General features: G+C 71.0%; 23 protein-coding genes. 5 read left to right on the plus strand and 18 right to left on the minus strand.

Annotated elements, in window-relative coordinates; genetic code table 11:
• Positions 1-336: 336 nt before the first annotated feature.
• From OG310_RS08120 to dut, 6 genes are all read right to left on the minus strand, one after another.
• Positions 337-1,029 (minus strand): potassium-transporting ATPase subunit C, encoded by a 693-nt coding sequence (locus OG310_RS08120; protein ID WP_329455206.1) that lies wholly within the window; start codon positions 1,027-1,029, stop codon positions 337-339.
• Positions 1,030-1,034: 5 nt separating this feature from the next.
• Entirely contained in the window at positions 1,035-3,146 is a 2,112-nt protein-coding gene (gene kdpB / locus OG310_RS08125) for a potassium-transporting ATPase subunit KdpB (RefSeq protein WP_329455207.1), read from the minus strand.
• Between the two features lie 29 nt (positions 3,147-3,175).
• A complete protein-coding gene (kdpA, locus tag OG310_RS08130; RefSeq protein WP_329455208.1) occupies positions 3,176-4,864 on the minus strand; it encodes a potassium-transporting ATPase subunit KdpA in 1,689 nt (562 codons plus the stop codon).
• A 2-nt stretch (positions 4,865-4,866) separates the two neighbouring features.
• A complete protein-coding gene (gene kdpF / locus OG310_RS08135; RefSeq protein ID WP_329455209.1) occupies positions 4,867-4,956 on the minus strand; it encodes a K(+)-transporting ATPase subunit F in 90 nt (29 codons plus the stop codon).
• Between the two features lie 345 nt (positions 4,957-5,301).
• Positions 5,302-6,096: a DUF3710 domain-containing protein gene (locus OG310_RS08140; RefSeq protein WP_329455210.1), complete on the minus strand. Its 795-nt coding sequence runs from the start codon at positions 6,094-6,096 to the stop codon at positions 5,302-5,304.
• Between the two features lies 1 nt (position 6,097).
• Positions 6,098-6,610, minus strand: a complete 513-nt coding sequence (dut, locus tag OG310_RS08145) for a dUTP diphosphatase (RefSeq protein WP_329460072.1) — start codon at positions 6,608-6,610, stop codon at positions 6,098-6,100.
• Positions 6,611-6,683: 73 nt separating this feature from the next.
• Here dut and OG310_RS08150 point away from each other — a divergent pair, with 73 nt between their 5' ends.
• Positions 6,684-7,142, plus strand: a complete 459-nt coding sequence (locus OG310_RS08150) for a DUF3093 domain-containing protein (RefSeq protein WP_329455211.1) — start codon at positions 6,684-6,686, stop codon at positions 7,140-7,142.
• Between the two features lie 79 nt (positions 7,143-7,221).
• Here the strand turns inward: OG310_RS08150 and OG310_RS08155 are convergent, their stop codons facing one another.
• The 4 genes from OG310_RS08155 to OG310_RS08170 all read right to left on the minus strand — a co-directional run bounded on the left by OG310_RS08155 (position 7,222) and on the right by OG310_RS08170 (position 10,757).
• Positions 7,222-8,151, minus strand: a complete 930-nt coding sequence (locus OG310_RS08155; RefSeq protein ID WP_443078577.1) for a hypothetical protein — start codon at positions 8,149-8,151, stop codon at positions 7,222-7,224.
• 9 nt (positions 8,152-8,160) lie between these two features.
• Complete coding sequence (locus OG310_RS08160; RefSeq protein ID WP_030350183.1) at positions 8,161-8,457, minus strand: DUF4193 domain-containing protein; 297 nt, start codon at positions 8,455-8,457, stop codon at positions 8,161-8,163.
• A 406-nt stretch (positions 8,458-8,863) separates the two neighbouring features.
• A complete protein-coding gene (locus OG310_RS08165) occupies positions 8,864-10,099 on the minus strand; it encodes a sensor histidine kinase (protein ID WP_329455213.1) in 1,236 nt (411 codons plus the stop codon).
• Between the two features lie 4 nt (positions 10,100-10,103).
• Entirely contained in the window at positions 10,104-10,757 is a 654-nt protein-coding gene (locus tag OG310_RS08170; protein ID WP_329455214.1) for a response regulator transcription factor, read from the minus strand.
• 540 nt (positions 10,758-11,297) lie between these two features.
• Here OG310_RS08170 and OG310_RS08175 point away from each other — a divergent pair.
• Positions 11,298-11,471 (plus strand): hypothetical protein, encoded by a 174-nt coding sequence (locus OG310_RS08175; protein WP_329455215.1) that lies wholly within the window; start codon positions 11,298-11,300, stop codon positions 11,469-11,471.
• A 150-nt stretch (positions 11,472-11,621) separates the two neighbouring features.
• On the opposite strand, the gene OG310_RS08180 is transcribed toward OG310_RS08175, so the two are convergent.
• Both OG310_RS08180 and OG310_RS08185 read right to left on the minus strand, forming a co-directional pair.
• Positions 11,622-12,434 (minus strand): inositol monophosphatase family protein, encoded by an 813-nt coding sequence (locus tag OG310_RS08180; RefSeq protein WP_329460073.1) that lies wholly within the window; start codon positions 12,432-12,434, stop codon positions 11,622-11,624.
• A gap of 36 nt (positions 12,435-12,470) precedes the next feature.
• Positions 12,471-13,598: a ferrochelatase gene (locus tag OG310_RS08185; protein ID WP_329455216.1), complete on the minus strand. Its 1,128-nt coding sequence runs from the start codon at positions 13,596-13,598 to the stop codon at positions 12,471-12,473.
• Positions 13,599-13,727: 129 nt separating this feature from the next.
• Here OG310_RS08185 and OG310_RS08190 point away from each other — a divergent pair, with 129 nt between their 5' ends.
• Together OG310_RS08190 and OG310_RS08195 are read left to right on the plus strand one after the other, a co-directional pair.
• The gene (locus tag OG310_RS08190) at positions 13,728-15,053 is read left to right on the plus strand and encodes an MFS transporter (protein ID WP_329455217.1); all 1,326 of its coding nucleotides are present in this window, start codon (positions 13,728-13,730) and stop codon (positions 15,051-15,053) included.
• The gene (locus tag OG310_RS08195; RefSeq protein WP_329455218.1) at positions 14,938-16,359 is read left to right on the plus strand and encodes a D-arabinono-1,4-lactone oxidase; all 1,422 of its coding nucleotides are present in this window, start codon (positions 14,938-14,940) and stop codon (positions 16,357-16,359) included. The genes OG310_RS08190 and OG310_RS08195 overlap by 116 nt, the downstream gene beginning before the upstream one ends.
• 241 nt (positions 16,360-16,600) lie before the next feature.
• Here OG310_RS08195 and OG310_RS08200 read toward each other — a convergent pair whose 3' ends face one another.
• On the minus strand, positions 16,601-17,500 hold the full coding sequence (locus OG310_RS08200; protein WP_329455219.1) for a hypothetical protein: 900 nt from the start codon (positions 17,498-17,500) through the stop codon (positions 16,601-16,603).
• 456 nt (positions 17,501-17,956) lie between these two features.
• Between OG310_RS08200 and sepH the strand changes: the two genes are divergently transcribed.
• Entirely contained in the window at positions 17,957-19,057 is a 1,101-nt protein-coding gene (gene sepH / locus OG310_RS08205; protein ID WP_329455220.1) for a septation protein SepH, read from the plus strand.
• A gap of 249 nt (positions 19,058-19,306) precedes the next feature.
• Here the strand turns inward: sepH and OG310_RS08210 are convergent, their stop codons facing one another.
• From OG310_RS08210 to OG310_RS08230, 5 genes are all read right to left on the minus strand, one after another.
• Positions 19,307-20,158, minus strand: coding sequence for a sulfurtransferase (locus tag OG310_RS08210; protein WP_329455221.1), 852 nt, complete (start codon positions 20,156-20,158; stop codon positions 19,307-19,309).
• A 40-nt stretch (positions 20,159-20,198) separates the two neighbouring features.
• A complete protein-coding gene (locus OG310_RS08215; RefSeq protein ID WP_329455222.1) occupies positions 20,199-20,768 on the minus strand; it encodes an NADPH-dependent FMN reductase in 570 nt (189 codons plus the stop codon).
• 144 nt (positions 20,769-20,912) lie between these two features.
• On the minus strand, positions 20,913-21,563 hold the full coding sequence (locus tag OG310_RS08220) for a thymidine kinase (RefSeq protein ID WP_329455223.1): 651 nt from the start codon (positions 21,561-21,563) through the stop codon (positions 20,913-20,915).
• A 79-nt stretch (positions 21,564-21,642) separates the two neighbouring features.
• The gene (locus OG310_RS08225) at positions 21,643-22,857 is read right to left on the minus strand and encodes an alkaline phosphatase family protein (RefSeq protein WP_329455224.1); all 1,215 of its coding nucleotides are present in this window, start codon (positions 22,855-22,857) and stop codon (positions 21,643-21,645) included.
• Positions 22,854-23,450, minus strand: a complete 597-nt coding sequence (locus OG310_RS08230) for a DUF5998 family protein (protein ID WP_329455225.1) — start codon at positions 23,448-23,450, stop codon at positions 22,854-22,856. Before OG310_RS08230 ends, OG310_RS08225 begins: the two co-directional genes overlap by 4 nt.
• Positions 23,451-23,480 lie beyond the last annotated feature (30 nt).

A 23,480-nucleotide genomic window follows, 5' to 3' on the forward strand; every position in this document is an offset into this window, starting at 1 on the left:
CCCCCGTGTCCGGTCCGCGGGGCCGGCGGTGCCGTACCCCGACCGCCTGCCGCGCCACGCCGTGCGGTGCCGTTCACCGTCCGTGAGCGGGCGGGCCGGGTGCGATACGCCCGTACCCCCGTCGTGCCGTATGGATGACGGCGAGCGGTACGTACCGCGCGGTCCGTTACCTGCGGCGCGCGGCTCTCCCGTACCGTGTCCCGGCCTCCCCCGCACGCCACCGCGGTGGCGGCGAAGGCGTCAGCATGGCGGACGACCGGCCGCACGGACACAGCCGCGGTGGCCCCGTTCCCTGTGCGGGACGGGACCACCGCGGCGCGTGGTGCTTTCGGGACCTCAGCCCTTGTGCGTGGCGACGAGGTCCTTCACGGCGATGTTGAGCTGCAGGACGTTGACCCTCGGGTCGCCCACGAAGCCGAGGATGCGGCCCTTGGAGTGGTCGTCCACGATCTTCTGGACCTGCGCGACCGTCAGGTTGTTGATCTTCGCGACCCGGTGGACCTGGAGGTTCGCGTAGGCCGGCGAGATGTCCGGGTCGAGGCCCGAGCCCGAGGACGTGACCGCGTCGGCGGGCACCTGGGAGGGCCTGACGGTGTACCCGGGCACGGTGTTGTCCTTGACCACGGCGGCCTTGCGGTCCTTCACCGCCGAGATCAGGTCCTTGTTGTTGCCCGCCAGGTTGGAGGCGCCGGAGACCAGCAGGTTGTACTGCGGGTTGAACCCGTTGGCCCGGTTGGAGCCGAGTCCCGCGGAGGGACGCGGCTGGAAGAAGTGCAGGTCCGGATCCGGGGTCTCCTGCCCCTTCTTCAGAGGCAGGTTGTAGCTCTGCCCGATGGAGGTGGAGCCCACGACCTTGCCGTGATCCTTGATCTCGGAGCCGTTGGCCTTGCCCGGGAACGCGGCCTGCGCGACCCCGGTGACGACCAGTGGGTAGATCACTCCGGTGACGATGCTCAGGACGAGCAGGGCGCGGAGCCCTGCCCAGAGCAACCGGAGGGTGGTGCCTGCGGAGGTATTGGTGTGAGGCATGGGGATCACCGGACGCCGGGGATAGTGGAGAGGATCAGGTCGATGATCTTGATGCCGATGAACGGCGAGATCAGTCCGCCGAGACCGTAGATCAGCAGGTTCCTGCGGAGCATCTTGTCGGCGCTCTGCGGCCGGTAGCGCACACCCTTCAGGGAGAGCGGCACCAGCGCGATGATGATCAGCGCGTTGAAGATGACGGCGGACATGATCGCGGACTGCGGCGAGTCGAGCCGCATGATGTTGAGCTTGTCGAGGCCCGGGTAGGCCACGGCGAACATCGCGGGCAGGATCGCGAAGTACTTCGCGACGTCGTTGGCGATCGAGAAGGTCGTCAGGGCGCCGCGGGTGATGAGCAGCTGCTTGCCGATCTCGACGATCTCGATGAGCTTCGTCGGGTTGGAGTCCAGGTCCACCATGTTCCCGGCCTCTTTGGCGGCCGAGGTACCGGTGTTCATGGCCACGCCGACGTCCGCCTGGGCGAGGGCCGGCGCGTCGTTCGTGCCGTCGCCCGTCATGGCGACGAGCTTTCCGCCGCTCTGCTCGCGCCTGATCAGCGCCATCTTGTCCTCAGGCGTCGCCTCGGCGAGGAAGTCGTCCACGCCGGACTCGTCCGCGATCGCCTTGGCGGTCAGCGGGTTGTCGCCCGTGATCATGACGGTCTTGATGCCCATGCGCCGCAGTTCGTCGAACCGCTCGCGCATGCCCTCCTTCACCACGTCCTTGAGGTGGATGACGCCGAGCACCCGTGCTCCGTGCGCGTCCGCCTCGGCGACCAGCAGCGGAGTGCCGCCGGCCTCGGAGATACGGTCCGTGACGACCTGGGCGTCCTCGGCGACGGAGCCGCCGTTGTCGCGGACCCACGCGAGGACCGAACCCGTGGCGCCCTTGCGGACCTTGCGGACGGCGCCGTCCTCCGTGATGTCGACACCGGACATACGGGTCTGCGCGGTGAACTCGATCCACTCCGCGCCCGTCAGCTCGCCCTGGGTGCGCTCGCGCAGCCCGTACCGCTCCTTGGCGAGGACGACGACGGAGCGCCCCTCGGGGGTCTCGTCGGCGAGCGAGGACAGCTGCGCCGCGTTGGCCAGCGCTTCCTCGCCCACGCCCTGTACGGGCACCAGCTCGGACGCCTGGCGGTTGCCGAGCGTGATGGTGCCGGTCTTGTCGAGCAGCAGGGTCGAGACGTCGCCGGCGGCCTCGACGGCACGTCCGGACATCGCGAGGACGTTGCGCTGCACGAGCCGGTCCATGCCGGCGATGCCGATCGCGGAGAGCAGCGCACCGATGGTGGTCGGGATCAGACAGACCAGGAGCGCGATCAGCACGATGCTGGTCTGCGAGTCGCCCGCGAAGGACGCGAACGGCTGGAGGGTGACGACCGCGATCAGGAAGACGATCGTGAGGGACGCGAGAAGGATGTTCAGCGCGATCTCGTTGGGTGTCTTCTGGCGTGCGGCACCCTCGACCAGCTTGATCATCCGATCGATGAAGGTCTCGCCCGGCATCGTGGTGATCTTGATGACGACACGGTCGGAGAGGACCTTCGTACCGCCGGTGACCGCGCTGCGGTCGCCGCCGGACTCGCGGATCACGGGGGCGGACTCGCCGGTGATGGCCGACTCGTCGACGGACGCCACACCCTCGACGACGTCGCCGTCGCCGGGGATGACATCTCCCGCTTCGCAGACCACCAGGTCCCCGATGCGCAGGTCGGTGCCGGGGACGTGTTCCTCCGTGGTGCCGGTCAGCCGGCGCGCGACGGTGTCGGTCTTGGCCTTGCGCAGGGTGTCGGCCTGCGCCTTGCCGCGCCCCTCGGCGACGGCCTCGGCCAGGTTGGCGAAGATCGTCGTCAGCCACAGCCAGGCCGCGACCGCCCAGCCGAACCAGTCGCCGGGCGTCTTGAAGGCGTAGATCGTGGTCAGCAGGGACCCGATCTCCACCACGAACATGACGGGCGACTTGATCATCAGCCGCGGGTCGAGCTTCCTGCACGCCTCGGGGAATGACTTCAGGAGTGCGGAGGGGTCGAAGAGCCCCGTTCCCACCCGCCCGCTGTCCGGGCCGTGCCCCGAGGGCACGTCCGAGTGCGGGGCACGGGTCGGAGTCGATGTGGACATGGAGTCCTCTTGCTTCATACGTGAAGGGGTCATGACGAGAGCCCCTCGGCGATGGGACCGAGCGCCAGCGCCGGGAAGTACGTCAGACCGGTGACGAGTATGGTCGTGCCGACCAGGAGGGTCGCGAACAGCGGCTTGTGGGTACGCAGGGTCCCCACCGTCTCCGGGACGGGTTTCTGCTCGGCGAGCGATCCGGCGAGCGCGAGGACGAACACCATGGGCACGAAGCGCCCGAGGATCACCGCGAGGCCGATCGTCGTGTTGTACCAGTCGGTGTTCGCGTTGAGGCCCGCGAAGGCGGAGCCGTTGTTGTTGGCGCCCGAGGTGAAGGCGTACAGGATCTCCGAGAACCCGTGTGCGTGGGAGCCCGAGACCGCCGTGGACGCCGTGTTGAGGATCGAGTTCGGTGGGGTCGCGAGCGCCACGGACAGGGCCGTGAAGATCAGCACCAGCGTCGGCGTGATCAGGATGTAGATCGCCGCGAACTTCATCTCGCGGGAACCGATCTTCTTGCCCAGGTACTCGGGCGTGCGTCCGACCATCAGTCCGGCCACGAAGACGGCGATGATCGCGAGGACCAGCATGCCGTAGAGGCCGGATCCGACGCCGCCCGGCGCGACTTCGCCGAGCATCATCCCCAGCATGGTCAGGCCGCCGCCGAAGCCGGTGAGCGACGAGTGGAACGCGTCGACCGCACCGGTCGAGGTGAGCGTCGTGGTCGTCGCGAACAGCGAGGACCCGCCGACGCCGAACCGCGTCTCCTTGCCCTCCAGCGCGCCGCCTGCGATGTTGAACGCCGGGCCGCCGTGGTGGAACTCCGTCCACATCATCAGGGCGGTGAAGCCGATCCAGATGGTGGCCATCGCGGCGAGGATCGCGTACCCCTGCTTGACCGATCCGACCATCGTTCCGAAGGTGCGGGTCAGGGCGAAGGGGATGATCAGAATCAGGAAGATCTCCAGCAGGTTCGAGAGCCCGTTGGGGTTCTCGAAGGGGTGCGCGGAGTTGGCGTTGAAGTAGCCGCCGCCATTGGTGCCGAGTTCCTTGATGGCCTCCTGGGAGGCGACGGCGCCGCCGTTCCACTGCTGCGATCCGCCCATGAGCTGGCCGACCTCGTGGATGCCGGCGAAGTTCTGGATGACGCCCAGGGCGACCAGCAGGATCGCGCCGATGACGGCGATGGGCAGCAGGATGCGGATCGTGCCGCGCACCAGGTCGGACCAGAAGTTGCCCAATTCACCGCTGCGCGAGCGGGCGAAGCCCCGGACCAGCGCGATGGCCACGGCCATGCCGACCGCGGCCGAGACGAAGTTCTGGACCGCGAGGCCGCCCGTCTGGACGACGTGACCCATGGTCTGCTCGCCGGAGTAGGACTGCCAGTTGGTGTTGGTGACGAACGACGCGGCGGTGTTGAAGGACTGGGCGGGGCTGACGGCCGCGAAGTTCAGGGAGCCCGGAAGGACTCCCTGCATGCGCTGCATCAGGTACAGGAACAACACGCTGACCAGTGAGAAGGCCAGCACTGCGCGCAGGTACGCGGGCCAGCGCATCTCGGTGTCGGGATTGGCGCCGACACACTTGTAGAGCCACTTCTCGACTCTCAGGTGCTTCTTCGACGTGTAGACGCGTGCCATGTAGTCGCCGAGCGGCCGGTAGACCAGCGCGAGCACCACGATCATGGCGAGCAGCTGGAGCACGGCGGAGGGTACGGGGCCCATGCTCAGAACCTCTCCGGGAAGACGAGCGCTGCTACCAGGTAGACCAGCAGGACGACGGCTACGACGAGCCCGATGATGTTCTCGACGCTCACAGCTTCGTCACCGCCTTCGCGATGAGGGCCACCAGCGCGAAGGTCGCGAGCGTGGTGAGAACGAAGGCCACGTCGGCCATCGTGTGCTCCTAGATGAGAGGTGGGGGTGGAAAATTCTGACTTACTGAGGAAACCCCCTGATTTGGCAACCTCGACGCACGTTGACGGGTCCCTTACGGCCGGTGCGGCGCCCTTTACGGAGTCCATATGCCCACAGCCGTGACCAGCGCAAATAGCGGCGGGCCGCACTCCTTCCAATGGAGTACGGCCCGCCGCCAGACGATGCTTCAATATGTGATTGTCATTCCGCGCTCAGCGCGCGAACGATGCTGTATCAGGGCGTGTTCAGCGCACCTCGGTGATCTCGGGACCACGCTGGAGCTGTCCCATGCCGCCGGAGAAACGAGAGCCTTCCTGCTCCTCCTGCTGCACACCCTCGGGAACCATCTGCGCGTCGTTCGGCAGCTTCAGCACGATCGGGTCGCGCGGTGCCATCGGCCCCTCGCCCCGCACGATCACGGTGTCCCTGAAGACCTGCTCCAAGAGGCCCGCCGTCTCCGGCTGGACCGCGCCCTGCCCGGAGATCACACCGCGCAGGAACCAGCGCGGCCCGTCGACACCCACGAAGCGCACCAGCTGGACCCCGCCCGTACCGTCCGGGAGCTGTACCGGCACCTGGGCCCGCAGCTCCCAGCCCAGGGGACCCTCGACCTCGTCGATGATGCCGCCCTGCTGGGTGATCCCGGTGGCGATCTCCTCGCGGACCTCGCCCCAGATGCCCTCCTTCTTCGGAGCGGCGAACGCCTGGAGCTGTACGGCGCTGTCGCGCAGCACGACGGTCGCGGCGACGATCGCGTCCCCCGCCACCTCGACCCGCAGCTCCATGCCCTCCACGCCGGGGACGAACATCCCGCCGAGATCGACCCTGCCGTCGTCCGGCTTGGAGAGCTCGGTACTGTCCCAGGGTCCGTCCGGCCGGGGCGCCGGAGGAAGATTCACCCTGCGGGCACCGCCCGCCGCGTCCGCCTCGTCCGCCGTCCCGTCTTCGTCGGCGTCAGTGCCGTCGAGGAGCGTCTCGTCCTCGCCCGCTGCGTCCGTCGCGTCCTCTGCGGAACCATTCTTCTTGCGACGTCCGAACACGTCACTGTCCTTCCCGGTCGGATACGACCGAAGCGTATCGATTCCCACCCTGTGCACCGTCCGTGGCGGCATGACCACCGGTGGACCCGAAGCCCCCCTCGGCCCGCGCTGATCCGGGAAGCTCCGCCACCTCGTGGAAGCGGACCTTCTCGACCTGCTGGACAACCAGTTGGGCAATCCGGTCGAACCGCTCGAACCGCACGCTCTCGCGCGGGTCCAGATTGACCACGATCACCTTGATCTCTCCACGGTACCCGGCATCCACCGTGCCGGGGGCATTCACGAGAGCCACTCCGCACCGCGCTGCCAGGCCGGAACGGGGGTGCACGAAGGCCGCGTACCCGTCCGGCAGGGCGATCGACACCCCGCTCGGCAGCACCGCGCGCTCACCGGGCGCCAGCTCGGCGGCCACGGTGGTCACCAGGTCCGCGCCCGCGTCGCCGGGGTGCCCGTACGCCGGGATCGGCACCTCGGGATCGACACGGCGGATGAGGACGTCGACGGGGGGTCTCAGTGGGGTGTGGCTCACATGCGCAGACCTTACCCGCGCGGCAGCGCCCATAGGTCCCCATGTCAAGCTAGCCCCCATGGAGCCCTCCGCCCTGCGCTACGAAGAACGTCTCACCGCCCCCAAGTCGTGGTGGCTCATCGCCGCCATGTTCGGTGTCTGCGGGGCACTGATCCTGCTGCCGCTCGGCCCGATCCCCATGCTCGTGGGCCTCGTGGGCGCCGGAGCGATCGCGATGGGCGTCGTCAGTTCGTACGGCTCCGTGCGCATCCGCGTCGTGGGCGACTCGCTGGTGGCGGGCGACGCCAAGATCCCGCTGGCGGCCCTCGGGCAGCCCGAGGTGCTCGACCCGGAGGAGACCCGGGCCTGGCGGCTGCACAAGGCGGACCCGCGGGCGTTCATGCTGCTGCGCAGCTACGTGCTCACGGCGGTACGGGTGGAGATCACCGATCCCACCGACCCGACGCCCTACGCCTATCTCTCCACGCGCGACCCGCACGCCCTGGCCGAGGCACTGCAGGGCGCCCGCGCTCTCTGAGCCGGGCGGCCGCGGTCCGGCGGAAGCCGACTGACCGCACCGTGCCCGGGGCACGACGGGCAGCGACGCGCGCGGACCGTCAGTGACCCAGTTCCTTGGGCAGCTCGGGCGGCAGCTCCCCGGGGCGCTCGATCGGCGGGAGCGCCGGCAGGTCCTCCCAGGCGACCTGCATCCTGCGCAGGTCCTTGCGGACGTGCGCCGCGACGTGCTTGGTGTCCCGGCGGTTCATCATGGCGCCGACGGCGGCGCCGATCATGAACGGGACGAGGTTCGGCAGGCTCCGCACCGTGCGCTTCATGATCTGCTGGCGCAGTTCGCGCTTCATGGTGCTGCTGAGGGCGCCGTTGAACGACGCCGGCTTCGTGACGTCCACCCCGCGCTCCTCGGTCCAGGAGCCCACGTAGGCGAGTCCGCGCTCCCGCAGACCGCCGGGCGGGCGGCATCCGTAGACCTCGTGCAGCTCGGCGATGAGCTTGATCTCGATGGCGGCCACGGCGGTGATCTCGGCGGCCAGCTCGGCCGGGAGGGCCGGCGGGACCGGCAGCATCGCGGCGGCCCCCACGCCGGCGCCGACGGTCGCACTGGTCGCAGCGGCCCCCGCCACCAGCTTGTCGGCGAGTTCCTCGGGACCGAGCCCGGGGAACTGCGCGCGCAGCGTCGCGAGGTCCCGGACGGGGATACGCGGCGCGATGTCGATGATGCGGTCGGCGACGAAGCCGAGGCCGGCCTTCGCGCCCGCCCCGCCCTTGCGTACCCCTCTCTTGACGGCGTCGAAGCGGCCCCTGGTCGGGGGAGGCTGCTCCGCTGCGTCCGGCGCGGCCGGGAGCGAGGCCGTGAGGCCTCGCCCGTCCTCGTGTGCGCCGCCCGGGGTCAAGGAGGCGGCGGGACCCTCACCGGAGCCCCTCGGGGCGTCCTGAGCCGGATCTGTGCCGCCCTGGCGGGCCGCCGGTGAAGCCGTGTCGGGCCTCGGCCGGAAGCGCCGTTTCCAGGAGGGAGAGTCGCCTGCCACAGCTGGACCTCAGTCGCAGTCGCGGCAGATCGGCTGACCGTTCTTCTCCCTGGCCAGCTGTGAGCGGTGGTGCACGAGGAAGCAGCTCATGCAGGTGAACTCGTCGGCCTGACGAGGCAGGACGCGGACCGAGAGCTCCTCGTTGGAGAGGTCGGCTCCGGGCAGCTCCAGCCCTTCCGCCTGCTCGAACTCGTCCACGTCGACCGCGGAGGTCGACTTGTCGTTACGACGCGCCTTGAGTTCTTCCAGGCTGTCCTGGTCGACGTCGTCGTCTGTCTTGCGTGGGGTGTCGTAGTCGGTAGCCATCTCGTTGCTCTCCCCCTGTGGGTGTCTGTGGTGTCTTCAGCGCACGTAACGCATGAGAGGCCGGTCTTGTGCCCGACCTGAGGCGGAGATTTTGCCTCACATCAAGGTCTGTTACTCAATCGACACCCAACTGCACTGCTCACGAATGATCGGCTTCGGGTGGCGAGGGGGACCGTACACGGTCCTGAGGTAGTGCGACGCAGGCACCACCCCGTGTACTTCCCGTGATCACACCCCCCGGAAACCCGGACGTTACCGGCCTTCTGGCAGGCGTTCGCTCACAGAACGTAGGTGAACGCGAAAACATTCCTGTGATCGGTCGCACATACGACCGATCATGCGTCATGCCCAAAATTCCGCGCAAAGCGAACAAACTCGGGACCCCTGCGACGACAGGGACACGGGCTCACATGGGGAACGTGACACGCATCACGAGACCGCCCCCCTCGCGCGGTTCGGCCGCGATACGCCCGCCGTGCGCCCTTGCGACCGAGCGCGCGATGGAAAGTCCCAGCCCCACGCCCTTGTCGCTGCCCGTGCGCTCGGTCCGCAACCGACGGAATGGTTCGAACAAATTATCGATTTCGTACGCGGGCACGACCGGCCCGGTGTTGGCGACCTCAAGGACCGCCTGATCCTGCTGGACATCCGTACGAACCTCGACCCAGCCGTCGTGCGCGACGTTGTAGCGGACGGCGTTCTGTACGAGGTTCAGCGCGATCCGCTCCAGCAGCACACCATTGCCCTGAACGACGGCGGAAACACCCTGTGTGCGCACCTCCACGCCCTTCTGCTCCGCCTCGGCGGCCGACTGGTCGACGGCGCGCGCGGCGACCTCGGCCAGATCGACCGGTTTTCGCTCCACGAGCTGGTTCTCACTGCGGGCGAGCAACAGCAGGCCCTCCACCAGCTGCTCGCTGCGCTCGTTGGTGGACAGCAGCGTCCTGCCGAGCTGCTGCAGCTCCATCGGCGCCCCCGGGTCGGAGAGGTGCACCTCCAGCAGCGTCCTGTTGATCGCCAGCGGCGTGCGCAGTTCGTGCGACGCGTTGGCCACGAACCGCTGCTGCGAGGAGAACGCGCGCTCCAGGCGCTCCAGCATCTCGTCGAAGGTGTCGGCCAGCTCCTTGAACTCGTCGTCCGGGCCGTCCAGCTCGATCCGGCGCGAGAGGTCCGTACCGACGACCCGGCGCGCGGTCCTCGTGATGCGGCCGAGCGGCGACAGCACCCGGCCGGCCATCGCGTAACCGAAGGCGAACGCGATGATCGTCAGACCGACCAGCGCGAACAGCGAGCGGGTCAGCAGGTCGTCGAGCGCCTGGGCGCGCTCGTGGTTCACGCACTGGTTCATCGCGCTGTTGAACTGGTCCGCGGTCGTCTTCCCGCTGAAGTCGCACACGGTGCTGGAGATCGAGCCATAGACGATCTTGAACGGCAGCTCGCTGCCCACGTGCAGGGCCTGCGCCGCGAGCAGATAGATGATCGACAGCAGCAGGATGCCCGCGATCAGGAACATCCCGCCGTACAGCAGCGTCAGACGTATCCGGATCGTGGGGCGCAGCCAGGGCACGACCTGTTCCGCGGGCCACCGCGGGTCCCAGGTGGGCTTCGGCGGCGCCTCGGGGGGCGTCGGGTGGGAGGCCACGGCGTCAGATCCGGTAGCCGGAGCCGGGCACGGTGACGATCACCGGGGGCTCACCGAGCTTGCGGCGCAGTGTCATCACCGTGACCCTCACCACGTTGGTGAACGGATCGGTGTTCTCGTCCCACGCCTTCTCCAGGAGCTGCTCGGCGGAGACCACGGCGCCCTCGCTGCGCATCAGCACTTCGAGGACGGCGAACTCCTTCGGCGCGAGCTGGATCTCGTTGCCGTCGCGGAAGACCTCGCGCCGGTTGGGGTCGAGCTTGATCCCCGAGCGCTCCAGGACCGGCGGCAGCGGCACCGTCGTACGGCGGCCGAGCGCGCGGACCCTGGCGGTCAGCTCAGTGAAGGCGAACGGCTTCGGCAGGTAGTCGTCGGCGCCCAGTTCGAGCCCCTCGACGCGGTCGCTGACGTCACCGGCCGCCGTGAGCATCAGCACCCTGGTCGGCATGCCGAGCTCCACGATCCTGCGGCAGACGTCGTCACCGTGCACCAGGGGCAGGTCGCGGTCGAGAACGACCACGTCGTAGTCGTTCACGCCGATGCGTTCGAGGGCCGCGGCCCCGTCGTACACGACGTCGACCGCCATGGCCTCCCGGCGAAGTCCGGTCGCCACCGCATCGGCGAGCAGCTGCTCGTCCTCGACGACGAGTACGCGCACGTCTGTGGTCCTTCCCTAGAGACCCGCGCCCGTGCCGGGGCAGGTGTCACCGCGCTTCTTGCGCCCCCATCCTGCCCTTTTCCCGCGTAAACCGGCGGTAAGACGCAGGGGCGCGACCAGCGGCGGGGGCGGAGCGGGAGGACGGCGGGCCGCCCCGGGGGCGGAAGGCGGCGGCTGCGGCTCGCCCCCGCCGGGTCGGGCCCCGCCGGGACCGGAGCCGCCGCCCGGACGATGGCAGCCGGCGGGAAGATGAAGCGGAGGCGTCGAAGAGCCGACCGGAAGACGGACTCCAGGACGGTGCGCAAGGGGCGGAAGATCCGCGGGAATACGCGCGATAGAGAGAGAAGTTGAGGTTTCCTGCGCGCTCGGCTTGGGGAAGAGCCCTTCACACCCGAGATCACACCCGAGCGCGGCTGTTCCTTCCGCGTTCTGTTTTCCAGTAGGCAGAGGGTTCGTGATCACTTGCCGTCGGCACTCCCGTGCCACCCGACGACCACGTCGGCACACCCCCGTGCCACTGACCCACGACGAGGGGGCGTAATGGACGCATTCACCGCAGGGCTGCTCCAGCGCATAAGGACCACGGAAACCGAGATGACCAAGGCCCGCCAAGAGGGCGACGACTTCCTCGCCGATGTCGAGCAGGAGGAGCTGGATGATCTGCGCCGGCTCGCCGCGGAACACGGTGTGGAGGTGAGCACGGCGGGCGTGTGAGCGCGTGCCGTGAACCGGCGCCGTCCGCGGACGGCAGTGCCGGCGAAGCAGTGATCGCGAAGGGCCCCGCTGCCGGGTAGGCGGTGGGGCCCTTCGCCGTGCGAGCGGCGGGTGCGCGCGGCGGTGCGGACCGTGGCCGGCGTCCCGCCGTCAGTCGTGCCAGGCGCCGTACTCCTCCAGCAGGCTCTGCAGCGGTCCGAAGACGCCGGGCGAGGCGGCCACGGTCAGACCGTCGTGCGGCGGCTGTCCCGGCCTGCCACCGGTCAGCGCGCCCGCCTCACGGGCGATCAGCTCGCCCGCCGCGTAGTCCCAGGGATGCAGACCCCGCTCGTAGTAGCCGTCCAGCCGGCCGGCCGCGACGTCGCACAGGTCGATGGCGGCCGAGCCGCCGCGCCGGATGTCGCGCAGTTGCGGGATAAGCCGCTGCGCGACGCCGGCCTGGTGCGTGCGCACGGACGAGACGTAGTTGAAGCCGGTCGACACCAGCGCCTGGTCCAGGGGCGGTGAGGGGCGCACGGCCAGGCGCCGCTCCCCCAGCCACGCGCCGTCACCGCGTACCGCCCGGTAGGTCTCCGCGCGCATCGGCGCCTCGACGACGCCGACGAGCGTCTCGCCGTCCCGCTGGACCGCGACGGACACGGCCCAGGTGGGCAGGCCGTACAGGTAGTTGACGGTCCCGTCGAGCGGATCGATCACCCAGCGGATGCCGGAGCTCCCCTCGCTGCTGGCCCCCTCCTCGCCAAGAAGCCCGTCGTCCGGGCGGTGGCGCGCGAGGAAGTCGGTGATCAGTTTCTCCGCGGCGATGTCCATCTCCGTCACCACGTCGATGGGACTCGACTTGGTGGCGGCGACAGCGAGGTCGTCCGGCCTGCCGTCGCGCAGCAGTGCCCCCGCCCGGCCCGCCGCCTCCAGGGCGAGTTCGAGCAGGCGCGCGGTCAGCTCGGGGTCGGGGTCGGCGGTCAGGCGGGATGCGTCACTCACTGGGGGCTCCTTCGGACGTCAGGCGTAGGGGCTGTCGGCGCCGGCCGCCGCGGGTCGCGGCGCACGGGCCGGGCAGCAGCCGACCGGGCACAGGTCGTGGCTCGCGCCGAGCGCGCCGAGGGCGCAGCGCTCGCGCGGCTCGCCGCGTTCGGTCGCCGCCCGCTCCAGGACGAGCTCCCTTACGGCGGCGGCGAAGCGCGGGTCCGCTCCGACGGTGGGCGAGCGGCGCACCGGCAGACCGAGTTCCGCCGCCTTGGCGGTGGCCTCGGTGTCGAGGTCGTAGAGGACTTCCATGTGGTCGGAGACGAACCCGATGGGCACCATCACGACGGCGGGCACCTTCTCGCCGTGCAGGGTCTCCAGGTGGTCGCAGATGTCGGGTTCGAGCCAGGGGGTGCCCGGGGCGCCGCTGCGCGACTGGTAGACGAGCTGCCAGGGGTGCTCGGTGCCGGTCTCCTCGCGCACGGCGTCGGCGACCAGGCGGGCCACGTCGAGGTGCTGGGCGACGTACGCGCCCCCGTAACCGTGGCCCGACTCGGGTCCCGAGGTGTCGGCCGCGCCGGTCGGGATGGAGTGCGTGGTGAAGGCGAGATGCGCCCCCGCCCGTACCTCCTGCGGCAGGTCGGCGAGCGAGGCGAGGACGCCGTCGACCATCGGCCTTACGAAGCCGGGGTGGTTGAAGTAGTGCCGCAGCTTGTCGACGCGCGGCACCGGAAGGCCTTCCGCCGCCAGGGCGGCGAGCGCCTCGGCGAGGTTCTCCCGGTACTGGCGGCAGCCGGAGTACGAGGCGTACGCGCTGGTCGCGAGGACGGCGATACGGCGGTGGCCGTCGGCGACCATGGCGCGCAGCGTGTCGGTCAGGTACGGCTCCCAGTTCCGGTTGCCCCAGTGGACCGGCAGGTCGACGCCGTGTTCGGCGAAATCCGCGCGCAGGGCGGCGAGCAGGTCGCGGTTCTGCTCGTTGATCGGGCTGACCCCGCCGAAGAGGTAGTAGTGCTGCCCCACCTCCTTGAGGCGCTCGCGCGGGATGCCGCGTCCGCGCGTCACGTTCTCCAGGAACGGAAGGACATCGTCCGGCCCTTCGGGGCCACCGAAGGACAGCAGGAGAAGGGCGTCGTAGGGAGATGTGGCTGGCTGATCGGGCATGGTCCGATCCTCCCATCGCACACATATTCCGTGACAACCGGCACCGCGGAACTCGTAACCTGTACGGGCGCATTTGATTCCTTACCACCGCGCCGTGGATTCCCCACCCGAGCAGCGCCGGAGCGTGCCTTGGCCAGTCCCTATCGTGAGATCTTCACCGCTTCCGGTGCCTGGAAGTTCAGCGCGGCCGGACTGCTCGGCAGGATGCCGCTGTCGATGACGGGGATCGGTGTCGTGACCATGGTCTCGCAGCTGACGGGGCGCTACCGGCTCGCGGGCGCGCTGTCCGCGACGATGGCCGTCTCCGTGGCCGTGCTCGGCCCCCAGGTCTCCCGTCTCGTCGACCGCCACGGGCAGCGGCGGACGATGGGACCCGCCACCCTGATCTCGGCAGCCGCCCTCGCCGGGCTGCTGGTCTGCGTCCAGCAGGGCGCCCCCGACTGGACGCTGTTCGTCTTCGCGGCGGGCGTGGGCACCGTGCCGAGCGTCGGCGCGATGGTCCGCTCCCGCTGGGCGGCGCTGCTGCGGGACGGGACGAGCCGGCTGCACGCGGCGTACGCGTGGGAGTCCGTCGTCGACGAGGTCTGCTTCATCATCGGGCCGATCGTCTCCATCGGCCTGTCGACGGCCTGGTTCCCCGAGGCCGGTCCCCTGGTCGCCGGGGTCCTCCTGATCGCCGGGGTCGCCTGGCTGAGCGCGCAGCGCTCGACGGAACCCGTTCCGCATCCGCCCGAGGAGCACACCGGGCGCTCGGCGCTGCGCTCGAGGGGGCTCCAGGTGCTGGTGGCGACGTTCACCGCGACGGGCGCCATCTTCGGCGCCGTCGACGTGGTCACGGTGGCTTTCGCGGACGAACTCGGCCACAAGGCCGGGGCGAGCCTGGTCCTCGCGGTGTACGCGCTCGGCTCGTGCCTCGCGGGCGCGGCGTTCGGCCTGCTGAGGCCCTCGGGGCCGGTGGCGCGGCGCTGGGTCGTGGGTGTCGTCGCGATGGCCGTGAGTATGATCCCCCTCCAACTGGCCGGGAGCCTGCCGTTCCTGGCCGTGGCGCTGTTCGTCGCGGGGCTCACGGTGGCACCCACCATGGTGTCGACGATGGGACTCGTCGAGGCGCACGTACCACGCAGCGCGCTGACCGAGGGCATGACCTGGACCAGTACCGGGCTCGCCGTCGGCGTCGCACTCGGCTCGTCGGCCGCGGGATGGGTGGTCGACGCGGCGGGGGCTCGGGCGGGGTACGCGGTGGCCGGTGTGGCGGGGGCGGTCGCGGCCGTGGTGGCGTTGCTCGGCCACCGCCGGCTGAGCAGGCCGGCCACCGTGTCCTGGCGGAAAGGGCGTGCCGATGGAGTCCCGCGAAGTCCCCACGAACAGCACGAGCAGCACGAACAGGCCGGCGGCGGGGAGCAGCCCGGCGGCGAGGGCCAGGAAGGGCAGGAGGCCGCGCGCCCCGTGGCGTGAGTCCGGCGGGCCGGCACCCTGGCGCAACTGGGCCGGCAACGTCACGGCGCGCCCCGCCCGCAGCGTCGCCCCCGGCGGGGCCAAGGAACTGGCGGATGTCGTGCGCCGGGCCGCCGAGGACGGGCTGCGGGTGAAGGCCGTCGGTACGGGCCACTCCTTCACGGCCGCCGCGGCCACCGACGGGGTGCTGATACGTCCGGACCGGATGACGGGCGTCCTGGCGCTGGACCGTGCCGCCGGTACGGTCACGGTCGCGGCGGGCACTCCGCTGCGGGAGCTGAACGCGGCGCTCACCCGCGCGGGGCTCTCGCTCACGAACATGGGCGACATCATGGCCCAGACGGCCGCGGGCGCGGTCTCCACGGGCACGCACGGCACGGGCCGTTCGTCGGCGTCGGTCGCCGCGCAGATCACGGCGCTCGAACTGGTCACGGCGGACGGCTCGGCGCTGCGCTGTTCCGCGCGGGAGAACGCGGACGTCTTCGCTGCGGCCCGGGTGGGGCTCGGCGCCCTCGGCGTGCTGACGTCGATCACGTTCGCCGTGGAGCCGGTCTTCCTGCTGACGGCCCGTGAGGAGCCGATGCCGCTCGCGCGGGTGCTCGCCGAGTTCGAGGAGCACGTCACGGCGAACGAGCACTTCGAGTTCTACTGGTTCCCCCACACCGGCAACTGCAACACCAAGCGCAACAACCGCACCGCGGGCCCCGCCGCCCCGCCCGGCGTGCTGCGCGGCTGGCTGGACGACGAACTGCTGTCCAACGGCGCCTTCAAGGTCGCGTGTTCCGTGGGCCGCGCCGCCCCGATGGCCATCCCCGCGATCGCCCGGGTGTCGAGCCGCGCGCTGACCGCCCGTACGTACACGGACATCCCCTACAAGGTGTTCACCTCACCGCGCCGCGTGCGCTTCGTGGAGATGGAGTACGCGCTGCCGAGGCCGGCCGCGCCGGACGCGCTGCGCGAGGTGAAGGCCATGGTGGACCGCTCACCGCTGCGGGTGAGCTTCCCCGTGGAGGTACGCACGGCACCGGCGGACGACATCGCCCTGTCCACCGCGTCGGGCCGGGACAGCGCGTACATCGCGGTGCACCTGTACCGGGGCACGCCGCACCAGGCGTACTTCGGCGCCGTGGAACGGATCATGGTGGCGCACGGCGGGCGGCCGCACTGGGGGAAGATCCACTCCCGGGACGCCGAGTACCTGGCGGGGGTGTACCCGCGCTTCGGGGAGTTCACGGCGCTGCGCGACCGGCTGGACCCGGAGCGGGTGTTCGCCAACGACTACCTGCGGCGCGTGCTCGGCGACTGAGGGGCCCCTGAGACGCGGCTGAGGGAGGGGCGGGAGGACACGGCACAGTCGGCCGCTCTCGTCGCCAGGTGACCGCATTCGCCTGATGTGCGCCCGGCGCCGTCAGCGGGGCGGGGCGCGTAGCCCGACGCACCGCGTCCCGCCCCCGGCGCCCCGGAAACGAGGCAGGGAGCGGGAGGCGCGGGAGCGCGCGGCTCAGTCGACGGGGCACGGGAGCGCGCGGGGTCCCCGGCCCGGCTGCTCAGCCGGCGGCCGGAGCGTTCGCGCCGCCGGTCGCGGCGTCCGGGTCCGACTGCCCGTCCCCGCTCACGCCGGAACCGGCGGACGTGGACGGCGTGGGGGTCGGCGCCGAGGGGGTCTGGCCGCTGTCCGGGGGCGAGGAGCTGGAGGGCGTCGGGTCGCCCGAGGGGGTGTGCCCGCCGTTTCCCGGGCTCTGCCCGTCCCCTTGTCCGCTCCCCTGCCCCCGGCCGTCGCCCGCGCCGGGCGAGGTGCTCGGGCCGGCCCCGCCACTCGTACCGGTCGAACCGTCCTGGCGCCCGCCACCGCTGTTCCCCGTGGAGGGTTGCGCCGGGGACGGTGAGTGCCGCGTACCCGAGCCGCCACCCACGACGGAACCGATGGTCGTGCGGGCGTTGCCGGTGAGGTCGTGGCCCGCGGCCAGCTCGAACCCGGTGATGCAGATCATCGCCACGAGGAAGACGACCACCGCGCCGAGCACCGGGCGCTTCCAGCCCCGCCGCTTGGTGCGGTGCGTGGTGGCCTCGCCGTAGTCGCCGTCGAGCACGTCCAGGGTGTCGGGCAGGCCCCGGCCGGCTGCCGGAGCCGGGCGTCCGTCCGCTGCCAGGACCTGACGGCCCCTCGGACGTGCCTGGTCGGCCGCGTCCCGCAGGTGCTCCCCGGTGCGCCGGAAGAGGTAGTGGAAGACCGATCCGCCGCAGGTCGCGATCACGCTGACCACACCCGCGCCGATGATCGTGCCGTACACGTCGAGCTGGGAGGCCCCGACGGCCGCGGCGATCGCCGCGACGGCGCTGCCGGCGACCTGGGGGACGCTCAGGTCGAGCCGTCTCCCCTTCTGTTCGGTGCCCTCATTCGTACCGCTGTCATAGCGTTTCGCACCGCTGTCCAGCTTCTGATCCATCTCCAGCCCCTGCTTGACGACTGCCCCAGCTTGCACCAGATAGGGACAGATGAGCGAAGCGAGAAGTTCCGATACGGCGGATTGTGTGAAGGGCAACACCGGGGCAGGAGGACACGGCAGGCTTGACCCCACGCGCCCCAGGCAACTCCGGCGGCGCGTCACTCCACCCCGGTGGCCCCGAATGGAGTACTGTTGCGAGCCCTGGAACCGGACTTCCTCACGGGCGCCCGGGACCTTCGGAAGGGGGCCGCACGTGGCACTCGATCCGGCGGGGCCGGTGCACCGCACGGACGCCTGCTGCACAGAGTGACCGGGTACGTCACTCTGCGTCGCAAATAGGTAACCGTGCCATAACGGCGATCCAGGGCCCCTGCCCGACACGCCGGGCAACACGGCAAGGTTGTGGCAGGCTGCACCCGGGCAGGCCACACTCGACTAGCGGAAGCAGCGACGCACGTGACGTCGGCAGGCACCACCCGGGAGGTTCCCATGCCCGAACTGCGTGTCGTGGCCGTCTCCAACGACGGCACACGACTGGTGCTCAAGGCTGCCGACAGCACGGAATACACGCTTCCCATCGACGAGCGGCTGCGTGCCGCCGTCCGCAACGACCGTGCGCGTCTCGGCCAGATCGAGATCGAGGTGGAGAGCCACCTCCGCCCCCGTGATATCCAGGCCCGCATAAGAGCGGGTGCCTCGGCCGAAGAGGTCGCCCAGCTCGGGGGCATCCCCGTCGACCGGGTGCGCCGCTTCGAGGGACCCGTGCTCGCGGAGCGCGCCTTCATGGCGGAGCGGGCGCGGAAGACCCCCGTACGGCGCCCCGGCGAGAACGCCGGCCCGCCGCTCGGTGAGGCGGTGCAGGAGCGGCTGCTGCTGCGCGGCGCCGAGAAGGACACCGTGCAGTGGGACTCGTGGCGGCGTGACGACGGCACCTGGGAGGTGCTGCTCGTCTACCGGGTCGCGGGCGAGGCGCACTCCGCGAGCTGGACGTACGACCCGCCGCGGCGGCTCGTGCAGGCCGTCGACGAAGAGGCGCGCGCGCTGATCGGCGACACCGACGACACGGTGATGGCCCAGGAGCCGAGCTTCCCCTTCGTGCCGCGCATCGCACGGCTGCCCAGGGAGCGGCAGGAGCGGACGATGGACCGCGCCTTCGACCGGCTTCCCGAACGCCCCGCGCTGAGCGACGAGCCGGACGAGGAGGCGCAGGAGCGTGACCGCGAGCGCGACCGCGACTCGCTGACGAGCCTGCTGGAGGCGGTACCGAGCTTCCGCGGCGACCTGGTCGTCCCCGACAGGACCGGCCCCTCCGAACCCGATCCCACCGAGGCGGTCGAGGACGCGTCGGAGGCCGAGGAGCCCGTCGCGCCCGCGGCCTCGGCTGGTTCCGCGTACGCGGACGTGCTGATGCCCCGGGCCGTGGCCGGTCACCGGGAGCGCCTGACCGGGACGACGGACCGTCAGGCCGAGGCGGACGGTGTACGGCCCGGTCGCCGGGCCGCGGTGCCGAGCTGGGACGAGATCGTCTTCGGCACGCGCCGCAAGAAGAAGGAATAGGGCGGGCCGTCCCGGGAGGACGGTGACAGTGAGGGGTCCGTCGGCGCGTCCGTGCCGACGGACCCCTCACTGCTGTCCTGTCACTGCTGTCCTGGAAGCCGCATTCCGAGAATCCCGGGTCCCGGATCCCCGGTCCCGGGTGTCGATGCCGATCCCGGGTCCCCGATCGCTGATCGGGGATCGGGGAGCGGCGGGTGCCCGCGGCGCAGGCGTGTGACGGGTGCCGAGTGCCGGCTGCCGGGCTCGGGGTTACGGGTGGGGCCGCGCGCCCGTCGCCACCGGGCGGGACTCGTCCTGCGTCCACTCCGACCAGGAACCCGCGTAGAGGGCCGCCGGCACGCCCGCGAGTTCCAGCGCGAGCACCTGGTGTGCCGCCGAGACGCCCGAGCCGCAGTACACGCCCACCTCCGCGGCGTCCGCGGTGCCCAGTGAGGCGAAGCGCGCGGCCAGTTCGGCGGCCGGACGGAACGTGCCGTCCGCGCTCACGTTCTGCGCCGTGGGCGCCGAGACGGCGCCCGGGATGTGTCCGCCGACCCGGTCGACGGGCTCCACCTCGCCCCGGTAGCGCTCCGCGGCGCGTGCGTCCAGCAGCAGGCCCTCGCGGGCGAGCGCGGCGGCGCCGTCCGCGTCCAGCAGCGCCAGCGCGCCGGGTTCGGGCTGGAAGTCGCCCTCGGCGGGGGTGGCCGCGGCGGTGCTGAGCGGACGCTCCCCCCATGCCGCGAGGCCGCCGTCCAGTACGCGCACGTCCGGGTGGCCGGTCCAGCGCAGCAGCCACCACGCCCGGGCCGCCGCCCAGCCCTGGCCGCCGTCGTAGATGACGACGGGCGTGTCCGCGCGCACTCCGGCGCGGCGCATGACGGCGCCGAACTCACCGACGTCCGGGAGGGGATGGCGGCCGCGCTCCCCGGGCGCTCCCGCGAGTTCGCGGTCGAGGTCCACGAAGACCGCACCGGGCAGGTGGCCTGCCGCGTGGGCCGCGCGTCCGTCGAAGGGGGGTGCGCCCACCGCCGTGCTCAACTGCCAGCGGACGTCGAGCAGGACGGGCGGGCGCTCCCCCGCCAGTTCGTCACTCAGGTCGGACGCGGTGATGATGGCTGTCATAGGGCCATCATCACGTACGCGCCCTCGCCGGGCCGAGAGCTCAGGCCGTCCTGAGCGGACGCAGCGCCGCCTCGTGGCGCACCAGCTCGTCGAACATCGCCTTCGCGGCGCCCTCGATGTGCTCGTTGGGCGTGAAGACGGACTCGTCGTCCAGGAACTGCTGGACGAAGGCGATCGCGAGGCCTTCGAGGAGCGGCGTCATCTTGAGCGTGGTGAGGACCTGCTTGATCATCTGCGCGGCGCGGACGCCGCCCGCGGCGCCGCCGTAGCTGGCGAGGCCGACGGGCTTGTGGAGCCATTCGCGGTGCAGGAAGTCGAGCGCGTTCTTCAGCTCGGCGTTGAAGCCGTAGTTGTACTCGGGCATGACGAACACGAAGGCGTCGCAGGCATCGACGCGCGCGCTCCAGTCACGGGTGTGCTGGTGGGTGTACTGCCCGAGCCGCGGGTGGCTGGGCTCGTCCATGAACGGCAGTGCGACCTCGGCGAGGTCGATCAGGTCGACCTCGTCGAAGCCCGCGTGCTTGCGGGCTTCCTTGTCCACCCACTGGGCCACGGGCAGGCCGACCCTTCCCGGACGGGTGCTCGCGATGATGATTCCCAGCTTCGGCATGCGTGCTCCTCGGATGCGTGCGCGGTGGATGGCACGGCCACCCGCCACACGTCGCGGACGGTTGTTTCGACTCTACTTGTTGCGAGTTCAACTAGAGTACGCATCCGCGATCATCACCGGAAGCCCGCTCGCCGGAAAGCCCGCTCAGCCGGACGTGACGGGCAACACGTCGGGCGACAGCGCCCCCGCGTTCGCGGTCGCGGCCGTCATGCGGCGGCTGTGGTGGCGCCTGCACAGCACCTCGTAGCCGACGTCGCCGCCCGGGCGGTCCACGTCGCCCACGACGACCTGCGCGCCCTCGACCACCATCACGCCGTCCACCGTGCGCGCGTTGTGCGTGGCGCGGGCGCCGCACCAGCAGAGCGCCTCCACTTGGAGCGCCTCCACCCGGTCCGCGAGCTCGATCAGCCGCTGGGAGCCGGGGAACAGCTTGGTACGGAAGTCCGTGGTGATGCCGAACGCGTAGACGTCCAGCTCCAGATCGTCCACGATCCGGGCCAACTGGTCGATCTGCTCGGGCAGCAGGAACTGCGCCTCGTCCACGATGACGTAGTCGACCCGGCCGCCCTTCGTGATCACGTCGACGACGTGCGCGTACACGTCCATGCCACCGACGGCCTCCACCGCGTCCGTCACCAGGCCGAGCCGGGAGGAGAGTTTCCCCTCCCCCGCCCGGTCGTCACGCGTGAAGATCACGCCCTGCAGCCCGCGCGCGGAGCGGTTGTGGCCGATCTGGAGAGCCAGCGTGCTCTTTCCGCAGTCCATCGTTCCGGAGAAGAACACCAACTCGGGCATGGGAGGACAGAAGCCTTTCGGGATCGGGCAACGGGCGTACGGGTGCCGGACGGACGCGCCGGGGGCCCGGCGCGCGGACCTACGAGCGTACTTCGAGGAGGGGGACCAGCTGTTCGACAGGGGTCATCGAGCCGTGCATGCCGACCATGGCCGACTCGCGCGGCTCGCGCTCGGAGGCCGTCACCACGACGTCATCGCGCGCCGCGGCGACGACGTCACCGATCCGCCCGTACGTCCGCTCCTCGACGGCGCCGGCCGGGCCGAACCAGCCGGCGGCGATCGCCTCGTCCCTGCTCGCGACCCAGAACTGCTCGCCCAGCACGTCACGCCAGACGGCGAGCACGTCGGCGGCCGCGCCCGGCACCGCGTAGACGTGGCGTGCCCGGCCCTCGCCGCCGAGCAGCGCGACACCCGCGCGCAGCGCCCAGTCCTCGTCGAAGTCGATACGCGACTCCTCGTCGAACGGGATGTCGATCATGCCGTGGTCGGCGGTGACATACAGCGCGGAGCGCGGCGGCAGGTTCTCGGCGAGGCGGCGCGCGAGCTGGTCGACGTACATCACCTGGCCGCGCCAGGCGTCGGAGTCGATGCCGAACCGGTGGCCCTTGCTGTCGACCTCGCTGTAGTACGTGTAGACGAGCGACCGGTCGCCTGCCGCGAGTTGCTCCGCGGCGAGGTCCACCCGGTCCTCGCCCGCGAGCTTCCCGCGGAACGTGCCGCCGCTCAGCGCGACCTGGGTGAGCGGTGTGGACTCGAACGCCGGGGACGACACCTGGGCGGTGTGCACCCCCGCCGCGTGCGCCGCCTCGAAGACGGTGGGGTGGGGCTGCCACACGCGCGGCTGCGTCCACGGCTTCCAGCGCAGCTGGTTCATCAGCGCACCCGTCGCCGGATCGCGCACCGTGTAGCCGAGCAGGCCGTGCGCGCCGGGGACCGTGCCCGTACCGACGGAGGCGAGGGAGGTCGCCGTGGTGGACGGGAAACCCGCGGTGAGGGGGCGGCCCGTGCCGCCGAGCGAGGTGCCGAGCAGCGAGGCGAGGAACGGTGCCTCGTCGGGGTGGGCCTTGATCTGCTCCCAGCCGAGGCCGTCGATCAGGAAGACGCAGTTGCGGTCGGCGGGGGTCAGTTCCCCGATGGCCGCGGTGAAACCGGGGACGCCCTGGCCCGCGACGAGGGTGGGCAGCAGGTCGGCCAGCGAGGCCGACCCGTAGGCGGGCAGCGGGGCGGTGGCGGGGTCCAGCGGCGCGGGCTCACCGAGACCGGTGGCCCCGGGCCATTCGATGCCGTCGGTCATGCGCGGCCGGTCGCCGGGTTCGCCGTGGCCTCGGACAGCGCCTGCGCGAAGGCCAGGGTCTCCTTGACGGCGTCGATGCCGTCACCCGCCTCGCTGACCCGCAGGCTCAGGTCGTCGGCCGTGGAGTTGCCCGTGTAGCCGTGGTCGGCCTCGCAGTTGGGGTCGCCGCAGGCCGCGGGCTCCAGGTCGATCCGGGAGACGGCGCCCCAGCCGATGGTGAGGACGACCTCGCGGGGCGTGGTGCCGGGTTTGTACGACTCCGGGTTGGCGACGACCCGGCTGACGACGACCGACGAGATCCGGTCGCGCTTCACGGACTCGGTCGACGTCGTGGCGTACGGCGTCGGGGAATCCGAGTCGGCGGCCTGCTCGTCGGTGTGGCTGACGATGAAGCGGTGCTCGGTCAGCACGAGGACGGTGACATGGCGGCGCACCTCGTTGGAGTCGAACGTGGTCTCCTGGTGCACCAGGTACGACGCGATCCGCTCGCCGCCGACGGCGGCCTCCACCGCCTCGGCCACGAGGGCGGGGTAGTAGCCGCTGCGCTCGATCGCCGTGCGCAGCCCCTGGGTCGTCGTGCCGGTCTTCGCCATGGGCCCCATCCTACGGGGGCTGCAGTGGCA

Origin of the sequence: Streptomyces sp. NBC_01497, from assembly GCF_036250695.1 — a bacterium.
Lineage (GTDB): Bacteria > Actinomycetota > Actinomycetes > Streptomycetales > Streptomycetaceae > Streptomyces.